The sequence below is a fragment of the Maricaulis sp. MIT060901 genome (genome assembly GCF_047123815.1).
Classification (GTDB): domain Bacteria; phylum Pseudomonadota; class Alphaproteobacteria; order Caulobacterales; family Maricaulaceae; genus Maricaulis.
On record NZ_CP138920.1, the window covers coordinates 1,551,685 to 1,569,618 of the forward strand.

Consider the following 17,934-nt stretch of genomic DNA (forward strand, 5'->3'; position numbering starts at 1 on the left):
ACAGTGAAAGGTCCGGGCGTGACAGACAAACGCGTGCTCTTGATCATCGGCGGCGGCATCGCTGCCTACAAGTCCCTGGAATTGATCCGCGAACTCTCGCGCCGGTCGATTGCCTCGCGCTGCATCCTGACCAAGTCCGGGGCGGAATTCGTGACGCCGTTGAGCGTTTCTGCCCTGTCCGGCGACAAGGTCTATGGCGATCTGTTTGACCTCACCGACGAAGCGGAAATGGGCCATATCGAACTCTCCCGGTCCGCGGATCTCGTCGTGGTCTCTCCGGCCACCGCTGACCTGATGGCCAAGGCCGCCAACGGGCTGGCCAATGATCTCGCCTCCACCACATTGCTGGCCACGGACAAGCCGGTGCTGATGGCGCCTGCCATGAATGTACGCATGTGGGAACACCCGGCCACCCAGCGAAATCTGGCGACGCTCAGGGGTGATGGCGTACATTTTGTCGGTCCTGACGAAGGCGACATGGCCTGTGGCGAATTCGGCCCGGGGCGCCTGGCAGAACCGCCGGTGATTGCCGATGCCATCGAGGCCCTGCTGAATGACTAGCCCGCTTGCCGGACGCCGCATCGTCATGACAGCCGGCCCGACGCTGGAAGCGATCGACCCGGTACGCTTCATTTCCAACCGTTCCTCGGGGAAACAGGGTTATGCCCTCGCATCAGCCTGCGCCGAGCTGGGCGCGGAGGTCGTCCTGGTCTCGGGCCCGACCGCGCTGAATGATCCGGCGGGTGTCGAAACTGTCCGCATCGAAAGCGCCCGCGACATGCTCGCCGCCGTCGAAACGGCCCTGCCTGCCGATGTCTTCATCGCCGTTGCCGCGGTCGCAGACTGGCGACCGGCAGAAGCGCACGACCGGAAAATCAAGGGCAACAAAGGCGAGATGGGTTCCCTGGCCCTGGTGGAAAATCCCGACATTCTCAAGACCATCAGCCAGCGCAAAGATGAACGCCCCGGCCTGGTGATCGGTTTTGCTGCCGAGACCCATGAAGTCGAGGACCACGCCCGCCAGAAACTGGCCCGCAAGGGCTGTGACTGGATCGTCGCCAATGATGTTTCCGGCGATGTGATGGGGGGCGACGAAAACGCCATCGCGATCGTTTCCAGTGATGATGTATGGCGGTCCCAGCGCGCTTCCAAACCGGAAATCGCGAGACTGATCGCACAACGCATTGCCCAGGCCGTCGTGGAAACCTGCTGATCAAGACTGGCCAGAAGGTGCAAAACTGGCTTTCCTGCGCCCGTGACGAGGGAGCACGCCATGAACACTGTCGACGTACGCATCAAGCCGCTGGAAAACTATGAAGGCCTGGAGCTTCCGGTCTATGAGACCGCGCAATCAGCCGGCGTGGATCTGCGCGCCGCAGTGGCGGAGGACGTCGCTATCCCGCCCGGTGAATGGCGGTTGATCCCGGTGGGTATCGCCATCGCCCTGCCCGCCGGTTTTGAAGCCCAGGTCCGCCCGCGCTCCGGCCTGGCGGCAAAACACGGCATTTCCTGCGTGAATACGCCCGGCACGATCGACGCGGATTATCGCGGCGAGATCAAGGTCAATCTGATCAATCACGGCAAGGTCGAATTCAACGTCAAGCGCGGCGACCGCATCGCACAGATGATCGTCGCCCCGGTCACCCAGGCGGTTTGGCAGGTTGCTGAAACCCTGGATGAGACCGAGCGTGGCTCGGGTGGTTTCGGGTCCACAGGCGTGTAGGGAACAGCCCGAGCGGCCGAGGACCATCGTCGTCATTCTCGGCGGCTGCGCCGAGCGTCGTCTCTCGACGGCATTGTTCGAGGAGCAGGATAACCCCAAATGTCTCAGTCCGCAGCTTCACTTCACGTGATCGGCAATGATCTCGACCCTGAAGAAGTCACCCGCTTGCTCGGGGTAGATCCAACATCTGCAGAAGCGAAGGGCGATCGCGTCGAAATGCCCTCGGGCAAGCTGAGGATCGCCAAAACGGGTCATTGGCGCTTCAAGATAGATCGGCGATCTCCGGCGGATCTGGATGGGCAGATATCCGAGTTGTTTTCGGTGACAAGTCAGGATCTCGATGACTGGACAACACTGAGAAAACGTTTCGTCATCCGAGTCTTTTGTGGACTTATGATGTCAGATTGTAACGAAGGACTTCCTCTGACCGCCCTCACGATCCAAGCCCTAGCCGAACGCGGAGCAGAGATCGACTTCGACCTGTATGCCCCCGACACTGAGAGCTAAGCCGTGAGCTGCTCCACGCCGCTTCCAAAGAAAGTCGCACAGATGATCGTCGCCCAGGCCGTCTGGCAGGTTGCTGAAACCCTGGACGAGACCGAACGTGGTTCGGGAGGTTTCGGGTCCACAGGCGTGTAGACCCGAAATCCTGAATCTGCCTAGCGCTCTGCGCGACAGGTGCCCTGATAATTATATCCGGCGATGGTACCGTCTGGGTCCAGTGCAATGCGGGTTGTACAGACTTCCGCGCCGCGCGATCGCGTCGCCGTTATGCCATTGCCGGTATTGGTAGAACCACCAACCGGAGCCCGGGTCGATCCGCTGCCGCTGGATGCCCCGCCGCTCGGCGGTGTGCCGGAACTCTGGCTGGTTGCCGGAACGACCGTTGCATTGTCGCTTTCATAGGCAAAGGAGCCGCTCGCACTGCCATCCACGTCGTCCGAGGCCGTTCCAGCGCCGTTGCGATCATCAGAGCGCGACTGGAAGGTCCAGATCTCGCCACCGCCCTCACGCAGGCTCCGCTGCGACGGCATGCCCAGCATGCTCACCGCCGCGCGATAATCCTGTCCGACAAGTGTATCCAACTGAGTGTCATAGGCCGGATTGCTCCCAGCCTGAACGGTCGACGCCAACAGCGCCGCTGTAAGTCCCAGCATGATTTTCCTCTAAGATTTCTTCTGCGATCTTCAATTGATAGAGCGCAGCCCGGGTCGAATCCTGTTGAAATCATTACTGGTTGGTAATCTTGGGGTGCGTGGGGGACACCGGGTTGCAAAGTCCCTGTGGTCGGCCACGACGTAGACAGGCTTTATGCCGCCTCGGCCTGCCCGTCGCAGCCATGATCCCGAGGACCCAGCATGATGACCAGCACACTCAGACAATCCGTTCATCGCCTTTCGATTGGCCTGGCCAGCGCAGCCTGCCTGCTCGCGGCGCCCGCCGCCTGGGCCCAGACCTCCAATGACGCGACGCTCGCTGCACTGGCGGAGGATACGCGTGACAGCTGGGGCAGCCCGGCTGTCGGATTGATGCAATTGCGCGAAGGAGAGGTCCATATCGGTGTCGCAGGACTGCGTGATGTCAGCGACACGGCGGAGGTCTCCACGGACGATCTCTGGCACCTCGGTTCAAACACCAAGTCGATGACGGCGACCCTTGTAGCCCGTCTGGCTGAGAGTGGTGTGATCAGCTGGGACGACACGGTCAGCCAGCATCTCGGCGAACATCTGGAGCTCATTGATCCGGGGTTTCACGACGTCACCTTCCGGCACCTGCTGAGCCATCATTCCGGCGCGCCGGCCAATATCGGCCAAGCCTATATGATGATGTTCGCGCTGGAGCGTGAGGGCGGTCGCCCGCTTCCGGAACAACGGCTGAGCTATGCGGGTCATATCCTGGCCCTGCCGCCTGAAAGCGAACCGGGTTCGACCTATCTTTATTCCAATGCCGGCTATGTCATCGCTGGCGCCATGCTCGAACAGGCGACGGGGGAAGCCTGGGAAGTCCTCATCGAACGCGAAGTCATGACCCCGCTGGGCATTGATGATTTCGGATTTGGTGCGCCGGGCTCCACGGAAGTGATCGATCAACCACGCGGCCATCTCGATGGTTCACATGGCAATCCGGCGGCCATGTCCGGCCCGACCGCCGACAATCCGCCAGTGCTTGGCCCGGCCGGTACCATGCACATGTCACTGCCCGACTACGCGCTCTACCTCCAGGCCCATATCGATGGCGGCCGCGGGGTCGAGACAGGTTTCCTGAGCCAGGAAAGCTGGGACATCCTCCACACAAGGCCGTTCGAAGCCGGTTATGCGATGGGCTGGGGTCTGGGCTCTGACGAACTCCAGCACTCCGGCTCCAACAGGATGTGGCTGATGCATACGGTGATTGTGCCGGAACAACAGATGGGCGCGGTCATCGCCATGAACCGCATGCGCACGGGAAACGCCGGCGCACTCCTGCGGGAAATCGCGACAACAGCGCGGGACTAACCCAGGCTGATCGGCGCCGGGTCGCAGAAACTGCGCACATCGAAGATCCGCGGGTCGGAGATGATATCGCCCGGCGTCAGGGGGCGGGACAGCTCCAGGCCTTCCAGGGAGCGCGCGCGTGACAGGGCGACATAGGCCTGACCGTGGGCGAACAGACGACGGGCGAGGTCCAGATACACATTGTCCAGGGTCAGACCCTGGGCCTTGTGAATCGTCATCGCCCAGGCGAGCCGCAGGGGATACTGGGTGAAACTGCCGGCAGTTGTCTTGGTCAGCGCCTGCGCTGCCGCATCAAAGGCATAGGCATTGCGCTCCCATTTCTGCGGTTCGATGGCATAGATGTTCTCGCCGATGCGCACGCGCACGGCTTTCTCGTCAAACCCCTCAACCTCCCCCAGCGTGCCATTGACCCAGCGTCCCTGGGGGTCGTTGCGGGTCAGCATCACACGCGCCCCGATCTTGAGCACAAGCGGGTCCTCAACCGGGAAGAGGCGCTGATCGAACTGGCCCTCGACCTTGCCCTCATAGGTGCGTTCCGGTGTCGCCAGCCCCTGGATACGCGCCTGGTTGATACGGAAGGCGGCCTCATTGGTCGATGTCAGCACGATATGGCTGAGACTGGCTTCCAGGCCCGACCGCCCTGTCACCCGGTCATTCAGGTCGGCTGCCTCGTCGGAGGTCAGATCCCCGTCGCGCACGGCGTTGAGGATATTGATGAAGTACTCGTCCGTCTGACGAAACACCTGTTCCAGCTCAACCAGGGTAAAACCGGCATCGCGGAAGGGTGGCGGGTGAAAGAAAAACGGCCCGCCATGCTTGGCTTCCAGATACTCCGCCTCGGCGCCCTGGATAACCGGCGGCAATTGCGCCAGATCACCCACCAGGATGACCTGGACCCCGCCAAACGGCTCGTCCCGCTCGCGATTGAGGCGCAGGGACTTGTCGATCGCCCACATCATGTCCGAGCGCACCATGGAGATCTCGTCGATCACCAGGGTTTCCAGCGCCTGCACCACCCGGCGGTGACGCACCTTGCGGATATCGCGCGCCTCGATCAGGCGCGGCGGGAAGTGGAAGAAAGAGTGGATGGTCTGACCACCGGCCTGCATGGCCGCGACACCCGTTGGCGCCAGCACAGCCGCCCGGCTGCCCGCCCGGCGCAGGAATTCGCGCATCAACGTGGTCTTGCCGGTACCCGCTCGCCCGGTCAGGAAGACATTGGGCCGCTGTTCGAACAGGTATTCGATCAGACGGGTCTGGTGCTGGGAGAGTTGCGGCGCAGGTAGTGTGGACATGGACGCAAACTGCGCGGGTTCGGCCAAACTTGAAAGAGACCAATGCGGCACGCTGCGTGGATAGCGGAAAACTTATCCACACCACCCCGGCCAGCCCCATAATGCGTCTCATCCGGATCGGGGAGGCGTCGGCCGCGCAATCGACGGTCCGGGTGGGTGGCGATCGACGGATCACCGGCGAAGACAGATGGCGGGCTCCGCCCAGAAGTCCATCCGAGTCAGCAGGCTGCCCGCGGAACACCACAGGTACCGCCTCTTTCATCTGAAACACGTCCGGTGTTCCGCATCCTCCCCACATCTCCAGCGCGAGGGCGTCTGGAGCTTCCGGTGCTTGATCTCGCGCGCGATATTCTCCACCTCTTGTCCATGAGCATTGATGTCGAACGTTATGCACGCCATCTCGTCCTGCGCGAGATTGGCGGGCCGGGCCAGCAAGCCCTTGCCCGGGCCGATATCGGAATTGTCGGCGCGGGAGGGCTGGGATCACCCGCAGCGCTGTATCTGGCCGCCGCAGGCGTCGGCAGACTGCGCCTGGTTGATCCGGACGTGGTCAGCCTGTCCAACCTCCAGCGCCAGGTCCTCTTTCAGACAGACGATGTGGGCAAGCCAAAGGTCGAGCGCGCCTCAGACCACCTCAACGCGCTGAACCCGGCCCTTCAGGTCGACACGCACGCCGTCGGCATTGACGACAGCAATGCCTCCGAGCTTCTGCAGGGTTGCGATCTAGTGCTGGATGGCTGTGACAATTTCCCGACCCGTTTCGCAGTGGACAAGGCCAGCCGGGCGCTCGGCATCCCGCTGGTCTCCGGCGCTGTGGGGCGCTGGGATGGCCAGCTCGGCGTGTTCAATCACACACCTGCATCGCCGTGTTACCGCTGCTGGGTCCCGGCGCCACCACCGGACGCGGAAACCTGCGCTGCGGTCGGCATCGTCGGCGCCCTGACCGGTATCATCGGCTCGATGATGGCGCTGGAGGCGATCAAGCTCGTATGCGAGGCGGGAGACAGCCTGGATGGCCGCATGATGCTGTTTGACGGCCTGTCGATGACCAGCCGAACCGTCAAGCTGACCAGGGATCCTGCCTGTTGTGGGTGTGGCAACTAGCGCTTGGCTGTCAATTGCAGCCCGGCGCCAATCGCCACGCCCGGCAAGATGCCGAAGAGCAAGCCAAGCAGCATGTTTCCGGTGCTCAGGGAGATAATAACCCAGAGGAAGAGGCCAATACCCGCCCCGGCCGCAAAACCGAGGGGTTTGGGCATGCCGGTGCGCTTTTTCGGGGCGGGCGTGGGGTCTGTCTCAGTCATGAGCCAGACCCTATCCGGCCAAACCTCTCGGGACTCTGATTATCCCTTTAAATTCCTGACAGGAATCTGACGCGTCAGTTATCGTGCTGTGGCGTCATAATAGAGGGTGTCGACCATGCGTTCCGTGGTGATGAAGGCCCAGTTCCAGTCCTCGTGATAGTCGGCCAGCGGCTCGGCAGCCCGCACGGCCTCGAGATCCGCACCACCCTCAACCAGACTGCGAATGCGGAAAGACGTTTCGCGCAGCATTTCAATCGAGCGCATCAGGTCTGCGCGGGTCGACATGGGGCCGTGGCCCGGAATGATGCGGGTATCATCGGACGCCATCTCGTAGGCCGCTTCCATCGCAGCCAGATAGCCGTCGACCGTGCCGCCGCCATTGAGGTCAATGAAGGGGAACATGCCGGAAAAGAAGATATCGCCCATGTGCAGGATATCGGCTTCGCGGAAATAGACGATCGCATCGCCATCCGTATGCGCCGCCGGCAGATGGCTGACCTCGACCGTCTGACCATTCATGTGAAAGGTCAGGTCATCACCAAAGGTGAGGATCGGCAGGGTTGCTTCCTGGATCCAGGTCTGCGGGGATTCCGCCAGGCGCGAGCGGATATTGTGGTGAGCGGCGACCGTGGTGCCGCGTTCGGCGAAATGCGCGTTACCGCCTGCATGATCACCGTGATAGTGCGTGTTGACGATGAAACGGGGAGCATCATCTCCAGCGAGCTCCACGACAGCCCCCTCGATCAAGGCTCCTGTATTGGGCAGCTGATCATCGATCAGGACCGCGCCATCCTCACCAACCAACAGACCGAGATTGCCGGCAATGCCGGTCGAAAGCATGAAAATGCCGTCGCCCAACTCGGTTGTCTCTACGGTGATCTCGTTATCCTGGGCGACCGCATCCGTGCCGCCAATACTTGCAGCGGCCAGGGCAGCTGCCACACCTGTAATCGCCAAGCGAAAACCCATTGTTCCCTCCGTTAGTCTGCCGATCCTCCGTCGGCGTCCTCTTGGGATATAGGTGGCTCATCGGAATTTGCATCATCACCATCGTGTGAATCTACGGGCTCACCGAGGGCAAGCGCCCAGATAAGCGACAGGGCTGCGCCCATGCCCACGCCAAGAGCCACATTGCCCATAGCCGTGCCGAGCGCGATTCCAGTACCGATTCCAAGAGCGATACCAACACCCCAGTTTGGTTTGCGCTTTGCCATCTTCGCCATTTCAATCCTCCAGATCAGCCGACGAATTTACCCGGCGTTCACCCTGTTCGGGCAGAGGGAATAGGTAAGGGAGTTTACCATGTTTCGACTGACCGCCTGTATCGCCGCTCTTGCTGTCTCCGCAGCGACCCACGCCCAGACGCGTGACACCGATACACCGTCCGGTCAGCCGGTGCCGCGTTTTGTCAGCCTCAAGTTTGACGTCGCCAATGGTCGCTCCGGCCCCTCCCAGGCGCATCCGATCGCCTGGCGCTACCTGCGTTCCGGCCTGCCCATGGAAGTCATCGCGGAAACCCAGGACTGGCGCCGGGTACGTGATCCGGAGGGCGAAGTCACCTGGATGCACCGCTCCATCCTGTCCGGCCGGCGTTCCGTCTTCACCGCGCAGGAGACCGAGCTCCGCGCCCGTGCTGAAGACGATGCCCCGCTGGAAGCCATTGCAGATGCCGGAGTTGTCCTGTCTCTGGAACGCTGCCGCTCCGGCTGGTGCCGCGTCGAGGGCCAAGGCTATCGCGGATGGGTCGATGCGAGCCATCTTTGGGGCGTATATAGCGAAGAACGTGGCGGCGATAATGCTGCAGATGCTAACGGCATCCCCAACTTGAGCGCCACTCTCACGCGTGATACCGCTCTGCGTTAAGTCCCCGGTTCGCTTCACGACCGGGCCCCATTTCCCAGCCCGGTGAGCGCCCGTGCCGCTCCCCTGCGGCGCAACTGAATGGCTACATGACTGAACGCCAAAGCTCCTTCAGCTACGAAGACCTGATCGCCTCCTCTGACGGCCGCATGTGGGGCGAGGGCCGCTCCAAGCTACCGGCGCCGCCGATGCTGATGATGGACCGCATCACAACGATCAATGATGACGGTGGCGAGCATGGCAAGGGCTATATCGAGGCGGAACTCGACATCAAGAAAGACCTCTGGTTCTTCGATTGCCACTTCAAGGGCGATCCGGTGATGCCGGGCTGCCTGGGCCTCGACGCCATGTGGCAGCTGACCGGCTTTTTCCTGTGCTGGGGTGGTAGCCCTGGCCTGGGTCGCGCCCTAGGTGTGGGGGAGGTCAAATTCACGGGCCAGATCACGCCGGAGACCAAGCTGGTAAAATATGTGATCCATTTCAAACGCGTCATCCGCCGCAAGCTGATCATGGCCATCTCCGATGGTCATGTCGAAGCGGACGGAAAGATTATCTACACTGCCAAGGACATGCGCGTCGGTCTGTTCCAGCCCGGCGAAATGGCCTGATCGAGGAGTTGGACTATGCGTCGTGTCGTAATCACGGGTCTGGGCGTTATCTCGCCCATTGGTAACAACGCTGCCGAAGTCACGCAGTCCCTCAAGGACGGCAAGAGCGGCATCGGTCGCATGGAGAGCTTCGCCGAACACGGCTTCAAGTGTCAGGTCGGTGGCAAGCCGTCGATCGATCCGGCCGAGCATGTCGACAAGCGGGTCTATCGTTTCATGTCGGAAGGCGCTGGCTGGAACTACATGGCCATGGAACAGGCCATCGAGGATGCCGGCCTGCCGGAAGGCGATATCTCTCACGAGCGCACCGGCATTATCATGGGCTCTGGCGGTCCGTCCGCCGGCACCATTGTCAGCGCTGCCGACGTGACCCGCGAAAAGGGCCCGCGCCGCATTGGACCGTTTGCGGTTCCCAAGGCGATGAGCTCGACAGCGTCAGCCACCCTGGCCACGCCGTTCAAGATCCTGGGCGTGAACTATTCCATCACCTCTGCCTGCACCACCTCACTGCACTGTATCGGCGCCGCTGCCGAGCAGATCCAATGGGGCAAGCAGGACGTCATGTTCGCGGGCGGTTGCGAGGAGATCCACTGGGCCCTCTCCAACCTGTTCGACGCGATGGGCGCCATGTCCACGAAATACAATGACACGCCGACCGAAGCCTCGCGTGCCTTCGACAAGGACCGTGACGGTTTTGTCGGTGGTGCCGGCGCCGGTGTCGTCATCCTCGAGGAATACGAGCGGGCCAAGAAGCGCGGCGCACCGATCTATGCGGAGATCACCGGTTATGGCGCCACCTCCGACGGTTACGACATGGTCGCCCCGTCCGGCGAAGGCGCTGTGCGCTCGATGAAACTGGCGATGGAAACCGTCAACGGTCCGATCGACTATCTCAACCCGCACGCCACGGCGACTCCGGTTGGCGACATCAAGGAAATGGAAGCGGTCAAGCAGGTCTTCGGCGACAATGCGCCAATGATCTCCGGCACCAAGTCAATGACGGGTCACTCCCTGGGCGCCGCCGGCGTTCACGAAGCGATCTACACGCTGTTGATGATGAAGAACGACTTTGTCGCGCCGTCCATCAACGTCTTCGACATGGACCCGGACATTGCCGCGCTCAACCTGCCGATCGTCACCGAGGCGCGTGATGCCGACCTCAAGACGACCATGTCGAACTCCTTCGGCTTTGGCGGCACGAACGGCACGGTTGTCTTCCAGAAAGTCTAATCCTGCACGAATTTCAAAAAGGGGAATCCCATGGCGGATACCGTTTTTCCATCTGGTGAATTGATGAAGGGCAAGCGCGGGCTTGTCATGGGCGTGGCGAACAAGAACTCGATCGCCTGGGGCATTGCCCAGCAGCTTGCTGCACAGGGCGCCGAGCTGGCTTTCTCCTATCAGGACGAAGCCCTGGAGCGCCGCGTTCGTCCGCTGGTTGAGAGCCTGCCGGGCAATCCGACCATGGTTCAGGCCGACGTCACCGACGACGCCTCCATGGATGCCTGCTTCAACACCATCAAGGACCAGTGGGGCACGATGGACTTCCTCGTTCACGCCATCGCATTTGCGGGCAAGGACGAGCTGGTCGGCTCCTTCACCGAGAATACCTCCCGCGAAGGCTGGCGCCGCGCAATGGAAATCTCGGCCTTCTCCTTTGTCGACGCCGGCAAGCGGGCCTCGCACCTGATGCCCAATGGCGGCTCCATGGTCACCCTGACCTATCTCGGCGCTGAACGTGTTGTTCCGTCCTACAATGTCATGGGTGTCGCCAAGGCCGCGCTGGAAGCCTCCACGCGCTACATGGCCCGCGACCTCGGCCCGAGCGGCATCCGCGTCAACGCGCTGTCTGCCGGCCCGATGCGCACCCTTGCGATGGCCGGCATTTCCGGCGGCAAGTCGCTGATGAAAACCGGTCGTGAATGGTCGATGATGAAGGAAGACACCAAGATGGAAGGTGTGGCCGGCGCCGCGCTCTACCTGCTGTCTGATCTCGGTTTCTCCTGCACGGGCGAGACCCTGCACGTCGATGCCGGCTTCCACGCCGTGGCCGTGCCGAGCACGGACGACGACTAAGTCTCGAGCTCAGCTCAATAGAAAACCCGCCGGATCGCTTCGGCGGGTTTTTTGTTTCCAAGCTGGAGCGGGCCTACTCAGCTTCGCCCTCACCCATCGGATTCTCTTCCGGCTTCACCCAGCGGTCGAGCCAGTCGATGCTTTCTGCGAGCACGTGCAGCACGCTCTCGCGGGAGCGATAGCCGTGGCTTTCATAGGGCAACATGACCAGGCGGGCGGTACCGGCATTGCCCTTCACAGCGGCGTACATGCGCTCGGACTGCATCGGGAAGGTACCGGAGTTGTTGTCCATCTGGCCGTGGATCATCAGCATCGGCTCGTTGATATTGTCCGCATGCATGAAGGGGCTGAGCTCGAAATAGGTCTCAGGCGCAGCCCAGAAGGTCCGGCGCTCGGCCTGGAAACCGAACGGCGTCAAGGTGCGGTTATAGGCGCCTGAACGCGCGATACCGGCGCGGAAGATATCCGATGCGGCCAGCAGGTGCGCGGTCATGAAGGCCCCATAGGAGTGACCGGCAACCGCCAGGCGCTCACCATCGCCAAAACCCATCTCGACCGTGACATCACGCGCAGCCTCGGCCGACAGGACCAGCTGGTCGATGAAAGTGTCATTCACCGTTTCCGGATCATCACCCACGATCGGCATGGTCGCGTTTTCCAGCAGTGCATAACCCTGGGTGACCATGAAGCGCGGGCTGGTGCCGGCGACACGCGTGAACTCGTAGGGAGAACCGGAAACCTGGCCCGCCGTGGAGGCGTCATTGTATTCCAGCGGATAACCCCAGACGAGCACGGGAAGGGTGTCGCCTTCCTCGTAATCTGCCGGCAGGTAGAGCGTTGCAGACAGCGGTACGCCGTCCTCGCGCTCATAGGTGATCAGCTGTCGGGAGATGTCATTGAGCTGCGGGTGCGGGTTTTCGAAGTCGGTGATCTGCTCGACCTCGCCATCGCGGTGCCACCGTACATTCTCCGGCGTGACCGGATCTTCCCAGGAGGTCAGGAAGGAGGAACCATCGGCCTCGATCGCGCCGATGACTTCCTCATAATTCTCACCGGAATTGCGCCACAACTCCTCGAACTCGAACGTCTCGACACTCATCCGGCGCAGGAAAGGGCGATCGCCCTCGGGCGTGGCACCGTCACCCGCATAAAGGATATGCCCCTCATGCACGTCGACGACCGTGCGGCCAAATTCGTTGCGCGTCGTCAGGGGCGTGCCCGGATTGGCGTATTGGTCCTGCAGGCTGCGCTCTTCGGCGAGGCGCGGCTCGGCACCACCCTCTTCAAAATCGATCAACCAGCGACGGATAACGCGCGTATCACGGTCATATTCGACTGCGAAACCTGTCTCGCCCATATCGGTGAACTGGGTACCGTAATAACGATCCTCGGTGCGGAATACCTCACGCGGTTCGCCATTGAACGGCGCTTCCAGCGCCCAGACACTGTCACGTTCTTCAGCCTCGGCGCGCGGGTCACCGCCATCAAGAGCCTCGGCCCAGGTGAGCTGTGCAGGGTGGCTGTCCTGCCACTCGACGCTGCGGCGGCCTGTGATGACACCACCGATCGGCGTGCTGTCGGCGATCGGCTGTTCGGCGATCTGCTCGACGAGACGGCCGCGTGTATCCACCACCGTCGTCCGGTCCGCGAAACGCGACCACGGCACCTGGTAGGAGAAGGGGCGTGTCATCTCGCCAACGAGAATGTAGTCGCCATTCGGGGACGGGTCGGCCATGTAATAGAGGCCGGGCTCGCCGACCAAACGCGGACGTCCGCCATCCGCATGAACCAGCGCCAGCTGGGACGTCGCCAGCCAGGCAAACAGGTCTGCATCCGGCTGATCCTGAAGGAGATCCTGATAGGTCCGCACCGGCGCTTCGTAACCGGAAGCCTCCTGCGTCACCGGGCCAACCGGCACGCGCGGACGCTCCGGCATGGCACCCCGGTCCGGGTCAACGAGATTGACCAGCAGACGCTCGCCATCCGGCATCCAGCGGAACGGCGTGAAGACGGCGTTGAGGCCTTCATCGACGATCTCACGGGCACGACCACGGCGCACATCGAGAACCCACAGCGAAATCTGGTCATTGCGGGTGATGGCAAAAGCCACTTTCGAACCATCCGGTGACCAGGTCACCCGGGAGATGCCCGCATCATCCGGCAAACGCACATCACGGACTTCCTGGGTATCCAGATCCATGATCGACAGGCCGATCACGGTGCGCGGACCATGGCGCCCATTCGTCGCCGCATCCAGGCGCATACCGGCCAGGCGCTCCATCGGACGCGCCATTTCGGAAACCGGCGGCAGGGCCTCGCGGTGCATCAACAGGATGGTGTCGCGGGCCGGGGAGAGCGAGCTGAAAGGCGCAGGTGCGGCATCCACGATATCGACAATCTCCTGCGGTGGCAGGCGATAGGGCTCCTGGGCGACCGCCTGGCCGAGCACCAGAATACCGGCGATCGGGGCCAGGGCGGCCCCGATCAGGTGAGTTTTCTTGAACATGAGCATCTCCCCAACATGAGTTGGGGGAGAGGCTAATGGGTTTGCGGCGCAGGTCGAGCCTTGGTGGATTGCTTTTCTGTAAGCTTTAGGCCCATGACCGGACGCAAGAAGGGTATGCGGCGTATAATTTCAAAGCCGACCGCACAGCCACCGGCGGTGATGACCACCAACAAGACGAATTCCGTCCACACGCCCAGACCCAGGCCTGACAGGGCGTATCCAGCCACAACCGTGATCGTCTGGTGCAGGATGTAATAAGGGAAGATCGCCTCGGTCAGATAACGGCGCACCGGACCATCACCGGTCAGATAGATCCGGGCCAGACCGACCAGGCTGAGGATGATCGTCCAGGAAAAGACGATACGACTGATACGGGCCGTCCACAGCCAGGCCTGGTTCTCAACGGCTGGTTCCCAGTTGGAATAAGTCCAGAAGAGGAAGATTGCGGCCGTCACCGTGATGACGCCGGCCACGGGCAGGATGCGATCGATCGCCCGCCAGAACCCGTCATTCTTGGCCAGTACATAGCCAAGCAAGACCATGGTGAGCGACCGCGCATGATTGGCCCAGTCATTGAGCAGGTCGTGCGTCGTCGGGAAGTCCGGTGCCAGGGTGAAACGGATCACCAGCAGCGGAATCAGCGGCACCAGGATCACCAGCGAGGCGGCAAATCCGTTGCTCGCCGTCAGCCGGCCGGCTGCCAGCATTGCCGAACTGTCCGCCAGACGCCGCAGAAGCGGGAAGAGCGGGGCCAGGAGCAGCGAGTAGACAAACAGATAGACAACGTACCAGAGATGGTTCCAGGTCGGCGTATGAATGGACCACGGACCGTCCCACTCAAAGGCATAGCCCCGGTAGAAATTCACCAATCCGGGCGCAATCTCACCGGCCGAACGCAATTCCACATAGGTCTGTGGTGCAACCACGAAATACATGCCGAACAGGATGACCGGGAAAAGCCGCCAACTGCGATCTGCCGCGAAACGCGCACTGCCCAGCTTGTCAGACAGAAAACGGATCGCCACACCGGAGACCAGGAAGAGCAAGGGCAGCCGCCAGGGGCTGGACAGCCACATCAACGGCTCCATCGCGTCGTTTGCGCCCAGGCTCTTGGCGTGCCAGCCCTCCGTGTTGAAGAACATGCCGATGTGGTAAAAGATCAAAAGCCCAAACGCGATGATCCTCAGCCAGTCGAGATCATATCGCCGTGTGAACTGGGCATTGGGGTTGGCACCGGACATTGTTTCCTCCTGGTCAGCACTCTACCCCATCTTCTTCGCGGATGTCCCTCGCGAGGACGACACGTGTGGGTCCGCAGGTGGCTCTACGGGGCGAGTGACAACGGGTCCGGGACAAGCGGCGGCGAGACGGGACGAACGACAGACACCCGCTTGAAACCCGCCCGGGCATGGGCATGATCGCGGGATGGAAAACCGCGAATACAATCTTGAACAGGATGCCGAGCGAAGACTGCGCCTGACCGCAATGATTGCGGTTTTTTCGCTGACCCTGATCATGATGACGCTCAATGCATCCTCTCTGTTGATGGAGGCATCACGAGATGGGCGCGAAATCAATCCGCTTTTCCCCTGGCTGAGCGAAGGCACCAGCGCCTTTTACATCCTGGTTCTGTTTTTTGGTCTTTTGTGGCTGGAACGCCGCTTCCCGATCGAACGCGGCACATGGCGCCGAAATCTTGTCGTGCATGCCGGCGCGGCACTGGTGTGGTCAAGCCTGCACATCCTGGCCATGGGCCTGACACGGGAAGCGATTTACCCGGCCCTGCTAGGCTGGGACTACCGGTTTTTCTCCTACCCGGGTCCGTTCGAGGTCTTCCTCTACGAGCTGCGCAAGGACCTCGTGACCTACACACTGCAGCTGATGACGCTAACCGCTCTGCGCACCATTGAATGGCACCGTATGGAAGCCGCCGCGGCCCGGCGCGATGCGCGCGAAACCCAGCGCCTGACACTGAAATGCGGCGGCAGAATCATGCATCTGGAAGCGATGAATTTCCTGACGGCGAAGGCGGCCGGGAACTATGTTGAGATCGAATTCCAGACCGGCTCCCACCTCGCCCGCATCACCCTGGCCGAGCTGCAGAACCAGCTGGTGGAAGCCCGTGTTGATGCGGTTCGCTGCCATCGCTCCTGGCTGGTTAACCGGGCCCAGATCCGGGAAATTCGCCCAACGGGCGAAGGTGATGTCGAAATCACACTGGACAGTGGCCGGCAAGTGCCGGGAAGCCGACGCTATCGTGATCAACTCAAACGCGCGAACTAGTACCATGCTAACTGATTGCACGAGGGCACCCGATCTGGAATACCTGCTTGCATTCCCGGCGGCGGTGGAGGGGGTCCGCGCACCCGCCAATTGACGGACAGGACAGTAAGATGAACAAGACACTCTTGATCGCGGGTGCAAGCATGCTTGCGCTCAGCCTTTCTTCCGGTGCCGCTCTGGCATCGGATCCGCAAACCGATGCGCGCATCTCCGAACTGGAAGACCGCATCGCGCAGCTGGAAGAAACCAATCGCCGCCTGCTGGAATATCTGGAAAGCCAGCAACAGCCGCAGGGCGCACCGCATCACTCCGGCCCCTCCTCACATCATCAACGTTCCCACGCTCCGGCAGCCACGCAGACACCGGCGCCGCAGCAACATGCGTCCCATCACGCTGATCACCATGGCGAGAACGCGACAGGCGGTTATGTGGGTCTCAGCTCGGAATACAGCTTCCGCATGCTCGATCACGCCGAAAACGTGAACAATCGCCAACTGATCATGTTGCAGGCGATGCAGAATGGCGAGCTGAACAACCGTGTCACCCTGGGCGGTGGCCTGACAGTGCTGGCCAACTACCAGCGCTCCAATTCCGACACCAAGTTTGGTTGGTTGATGCGCCACCCGACATCCAACAACCAGATTGGCGAAGAAGTATCGGAGTTTGTGGTGCACGCCGCATCGCTGCAAACGACGGCACGCTTCTCCGACAATATCACTGGCTATCTGGAACTTCTCTACAACCCGGAGCAGAGCTTTGGCTCGGGCACCATCACCGACCTAAATCGCAACCAGATCCAGATGCGCAAGGCCTATGTCCTGTTCGGCAATCTGGATGAAACACCTTGGTATGCTGCGATCGGCAAGATGGACACGCCATTCGGCCTGCAGGACACCGTCAGCCCGTTCACCAATTCCACCACCTGGCACGCCTTTGCAGGCCTCGCCTATGGTGGCCTGGTTGGCTACTACAATAATGGTTTCCACCTCCGGGCCATGGGCATCCAGGGCGGTTCCCAATTCCGCGCCCACAACACCTCTGTCCAGGGCACCAATGTTCCGTCCCGCGTGAACAATTTTGCGGTTGATGCGAACTACACGGCAGATCTCGGCAACGACAACACGCTGCTCGTCGGCGCCAGCTACACGCATGGCTCGACCTATTGCACGGCATTCCCGGTCCTCCACTTCAACCCGTGTGCCGACAACAATCCAGCCTATTCCGTCTACGGACGCCTGGAAGCCGGTGCCTTCACCCTGCTCGGAGAATTTGCATCCACAACCGATGTCTGGCCGGGTTCGCACAATCCGAACGCGCCGCTCAACGTCTTTGAGGCTGTCGAGACCAGTTCCTGGGCACTGGGCGGTCGCTATGACATGGATATCGGGGCGGACAGCCCGCTGGCGTTCTCCTTCGAGTTCAGCCGTTTCACGGCGGGTGACGAAGGCTCCCCCTGGGAAGACCAGGACCAGTGGGTCGGTGGCCTGTCCTATTTCGCCACGCCGACGGTCAAACTGTTTGGTGAAGTCATTCACACGGAAGGCTGGGTTCCACTCAACTTCCTGTCCGGTGGTACGCCGGGCATGCCGATCAATACCACATGGTCGGAAGCTGACGCCGAGACCGACGTGATCACGGTTGGTGTCCAAGCTGCTTTCTAGTGCGGCGGGTAGCCGTTTAGCGACCCCCGCCGGATATCTCCGGCGGGGGTTCTTTTTGCCGCAAAGAAAAACCCCGCCAGCATGAGCCGACGGGGTTTTCTCAATCCTGAAGCGGAAAGCTGG

The 17,934-nt window shown here is 61.5% G+C and carries 16 protein-coding genes and 3 pseudogenes; 12 read left to right on the forward strand and 7 right to left on the reverse strand.

Annotation, left to right across the window (positions count from 1 at the left end; translation table 11 throughout):
- Positions 1-18 precede the first annotated feature (18 nt).
- The 4 genes and pseudogenes from coaBC to SIC17_RS07640 form a co-directional block, all read left to right on the forward strand.
- Positions 19-1,213, forward strand: a pseudogene (gene coaBC, locus SIC17_RS07625) (bifunctional phosphopantothenoylcysteine decarboxylase/phosphopantothenate--cysteine ligase CoaBC).
- Between the two features lie 60 nt (positions 1,214-1,273).
- Positions 1,274-1,723 (forward strand): dUTP diphosphatase, encoded by a 450-nt coding sequence (dut, locus tag SIC17_RS07630; RefSeq protein ID WP_412546869.1) that lies wholly within the window; start codon positions 1,274-1,276, stop codon positions 1,721-1,723.
- A gap of 99 nt (positions 1,724-1,822) precedes the next feature.
- On the forward strand, positions 1,823-2,230 hold the full coding sequence (locus SIC17_RS07635) for a DUF4279 domain-containing protein (RefSeq protein ID WP_291890834.1): 408 nt from the start codon (positions 1,823-1,825) through the stop codon (positions 2,228-2,230).
- A 27-nt stretch (positions 2,231-2,257) separates the two neighbouring features.
- A pseudogene (locus SIC17_RS07640) lies at positions 2,258-2,362 on the forward strand (dUTP diphosphatase); the annotation flags it as partial.
- A gap of 20 nt (positions 2,363-2,382) precedes the next feature.
- Here the strand turns inward: SIC17_RS07640 and SIC17_RS07645 are convergent.
- Entirely contained in the window at positions 2,383-2,880 is a 498-nt protein-coding gene (locus tag SIC17_RS07645; RefSeq protein WP_412546870.1) for a hypothetical protein, read from the reverse strand.
- A gap of 372 nt (positions 2,881-3,252) precedes the next feature.
- Between SIC17_RS07645 and SIC17_RS07650 the strand changes: the two are divergent.
- Positions 3,253-4,128 (forward strand): annotated as a pseudogene (locus SIC17_RS07650) (serine hydrolase domain-containing protein); the annotation flags it as partial.
- Between the two features lie 86 nt (positions 4,129-4,214).
- On the opposite strand, the gene SIC17_RS07655 reads toward SIC17_RS07650, so the two are convergent.
- Complete coding sequence (locus SIC17_RS07655; protein ID WP_412546871.1) at positions 4,215-5,513, reverse strand: ATP-dependent DNA helicase; 1,299 nt, start codon at positions 5,511-5,513, stop codon at positions 4,215-4,217.
- A 366-nt stretch (positions 5,514-5,879) separates the two neighbouring features.
- Between SIC17_RS07655 and SIC17_RS07660 the strand changes: the two genes are divergently transcribed.
- Positions 5,880-6,617 (forward strand): HesA/MoeB/ThiF family protein, encoded by a 738-nt coding sequence (locus SIC17_RS07660; RefSeq protein WP_412546910.1) that lies wholly within the window; start codon positions 5,880-5,882, stop codon positions 6,615-6,617.
- Here SIC17_RS07660 and SIC17_RS07665 read toward each other — a convergent pair.
- The 3 genes from SIC17_RS07665 to SIC17_RS07675 form a co-directional block, all read right to left on the reverse strand.
- Positions 6,614-6,772 (reverse strand): hypothetical protein, encoded by a 159-nt coding sequence (locus SIC17_RS07665; RefSeq protein ID WP_412546872.1) that lies wholly within the window; start codon positions 6,770-6,772, stop codon positions 6,614-6,616. The two genes, SIC17_RS07660 and SIC17_RS07665, sit on opposite strands and share 4 nt — an antisense overlap.
- A 123-nt stretch (positions 6,773-6,895) precedes the next feature.
- A complete protein-coding gene (locus tag SIC17_RS07670) occupies positions 6,896-7,786 on the reverse strand; it encodes an MBL fold metallo-hydrolase (RefSeq protein WP_412546873.1) in 891 nt (296 codons plus the stop codon).
- A gap of 11 nt (positions 7,787-7,797) precedes the next feature.
- Positions 7,798-8,040, reverse strand: a complete 243-nt coding sequence (locus tag SIC17_RS07675; RefSeq protein WP_291890842.1) for a hypothetical protein — start codon at positions 8,038-8,040, stop codon at positions 7,798-7,800.
- Positions 8,041-8,119: 79 nt separating this feature from the next.
- Between SIC17_RS07675 and SIC17_RS07680 the strand changes: the two genes are divergently transcribed.
- The 4 genes from SIC17_RS07680 to SIC17_RS07695 all read left to right on the forward strand — a co-directional run bounded on the left by SIC17_RS07680 (position 8,120) and on the right by SIC17_RS07695 (position 11,361).
- Entirely contained in the window at positions 8,120-8,680 is a 561-nt protein-coding gene (locus tag SIC17_RS07680) for an SH3 domain-containing protein (protein WP_291890843.1), read from the forward strand.
- 86 nt (positions 8,681-8,766) lie between these two features.
- Positions 8,767-9,285, forward strand: a complete 519-nt coding sequence (gene fabA / locus SIC17_RS07685) for a bifunctional 3-hydroxydecanoyl-ACP dehydratase/trans-2-decenoyl-ACP isomerase (protein ID WP_291890844.1) — start codon at positions 8,767-8,769, stop codon at positions 9,283-9,285.
- 15 nt (positions 9,286-9,300) lie between these two features.
- Positions 9,301-10,515, forward strand: a complete 1,215-nt coding sequence (gene fabB / locus SIC17_RS07690) for a beta-ketoacyl-ACP synthase I (protein WP_291890845.1) — start codon at positions 9,301-9,303, stop codon at positions 10,513-10,515.
- Positions 10,516-10,545: 30 nt separating this feature from the next.
- Positions 10,546-11,361 (forward strand): enoyl-ACP reductase, encoded by an 816-nt coding sequence (locus SIC17_RS07695; RefSeq protein WP_291890846.1) that lies wholly within the window; start codon positions 10,546-10,548, stop codon positions 11,359-11,361.
- Between the two features lie 73 nt (positions 11,362-11,434).
- Here SIC17_RS07695 and SIC17_RS07700 read toward each other — a convergent pair whose 3' ends face one another.
- Together SIC17_RS07700 and SIC17_RS07705 are read right to left on the reverse strand one after the other, a co-directional pair.
- Positions 11,435-13,867 (reverse strand): S9 family peptidase, encoded by a 2,433-nt coding sequence (locus tag SIC17_RS07700; protein WP_412546874.1) that lies wholly within the window; start codon positions 13,865-13,867, stop codon positions 11,435-11,437.
- A 32-nt stretch (positions 13,868-13,899) separates the two neighbouring features.
- Positions 13,900-15,108, reverse strand: coding sequence for an acyltransferase family protein (locus SIC17_RS07705; RefSeq protein ID WP_412546875.1), 1,209 nt, complete (start codon positions 15,106-15,108; stop codon positions 13,900-13,902).
- Positions 15,109-15,292: 184 nt separating this feature from the next.
- On the opposite strand from SIC17_RS07705, the gene SIC17_RS07710 reads away from it, so the two are divergent.
- Both SIC17_RS07710 and SIC17_RS07715 read left to right on the forward strand, forming a co-directional pair.
- The gene (locus SIC17_RS07710) at positions 15,293-16,150 is read left to right on the forward strand and encodes a LytTR family DNA-binding domain-containing protein (protein WP_291890849.1); all 858 of its coding nucleotides are present in this window, start codon (positions 15,293-15,295) and stop codon (positions 16,148-16,150) included.
- Between the two features lie 110 nt (positions 16,151-16,260).
- Positions 16,261-17,811: a hypothetical protein gene (locus SIC17_RS07715; RefSeq protein WP_412546876.1), complete on the forward strand. Its 1,551-nt coding sequence runs from the start codon at positions 16,261-16,263 to the stop codon at positions 17,809-17,811.
- The last annotated feature ends 123 nt before the right edge of the window (positions 17,812-17,934 follow it).

Coding starts and splice junctions, on each gene's coding strand:
- dut (WP_412546869.1), top strand. CDS start 1,274: ATGAACACTGTCGACGTACGCATCAAGCCGCTGGAAAACTATGAAGGC.
- SIC17_RS07635 (WP_291890834.1), top strand. CDS start 1,823: ATGTCTCAGTCCGCAGCTTCACTTCACGTGATCGGCAATGATCTCGAC.
- SIC17_RS07645 (WP_412546870.1), bottom strand. CDS start 2,880: ATGCTGGGACTTACAGCGGCGCTGTTGGCGTCGACCGTTCAGGCTGGG.
- SIC17_RS07655 (WP_412546871.1), bottom strand. CDS start 5,513: ATGTCCACACTACCTGCGCCGCAACTCTCCCAGCACCAGACCCGTCTG.
- SIC17_RS07660 (WP_412546910.1), top strand. CDS start 5,880: ATGAGCATTGATGTCGAACGTTATGCACGCCATCTCGTCCTGCGCGAG.
- SIC17_RS07665 (WP_412546872.1), bottom strand. CDS start 6,772: ATGCCCAAACCCCTCGGTTTTGCGGCCGGGGCGGGTATTGGCCTCTTC.
- SIC17_RS07670 (WP_412546873.1), bottom strand. CDS start 7,786: ATGGGTTTTCGCTTGGCGATTACAGGTGTGGCAGCTGCCCTGGCCGCT.
- SIC17_RS07675 (WP_291890842.1), bottom strand. CDS start 8,040: ATGGCGAAGATGGCAAAGCGCAAACCAAACTGGGGTGTTGGTATCGCT.
- SIC17_RS07680 (WP_291890843.1), top strand. CDS start 8,120: ATGTTTCGACTGACCGCCTGTATCGCCGCTCTTGCTGTCTCCGCAGCG.
- fabA (WP_291890844.1), top strand. CDS start 8,767: ATGACTGAACGCCAAAGCTCCTTCAGCTACGAAGACCTGATCGCCTCC.
- fabB (WP_291890845.1), top strand. CDS start 9,301: ATGCGTCGTGTCGTAATCACGGGTCTGGGCGTTATCTCGCCCATTGGT.
- SIC17_RS07695 (WP_291890846.1), top strand. CDS start 10,546: ATGGCGGATACCGTTTTTCCATCTGGTGAATTGATGAAGGGCAAGCGC.
- SIC17_RS07700 (WP_412546874.1), bottom strand. CDS start 13,867: ATGTTCAAGAAAACTCACCTGATCGGGGCCGCCCTGGCCCCGATCGCC.
- SIC17_RS07705 (WP_412546875.1), bottom strand. CDS start 15,108: ATGTCCGGTGCCAACCCCAATGCCCAGTTCACACGGCGATATGATCTC.
- SIC17_RS07710 (WP_291890849.1), top strand. CDS start 15,293: ATGGAAAACCGCGAATACAATCTTGAACAGGATGCCGAGCGAAGACTG.
- SIC17_RS07715 (WP_412546876.1), top strand. CDS start 16,261: ATGAACAAGACACTCTTGATCGCGGGTGCAAGCATGCTTGCGCTCAGC.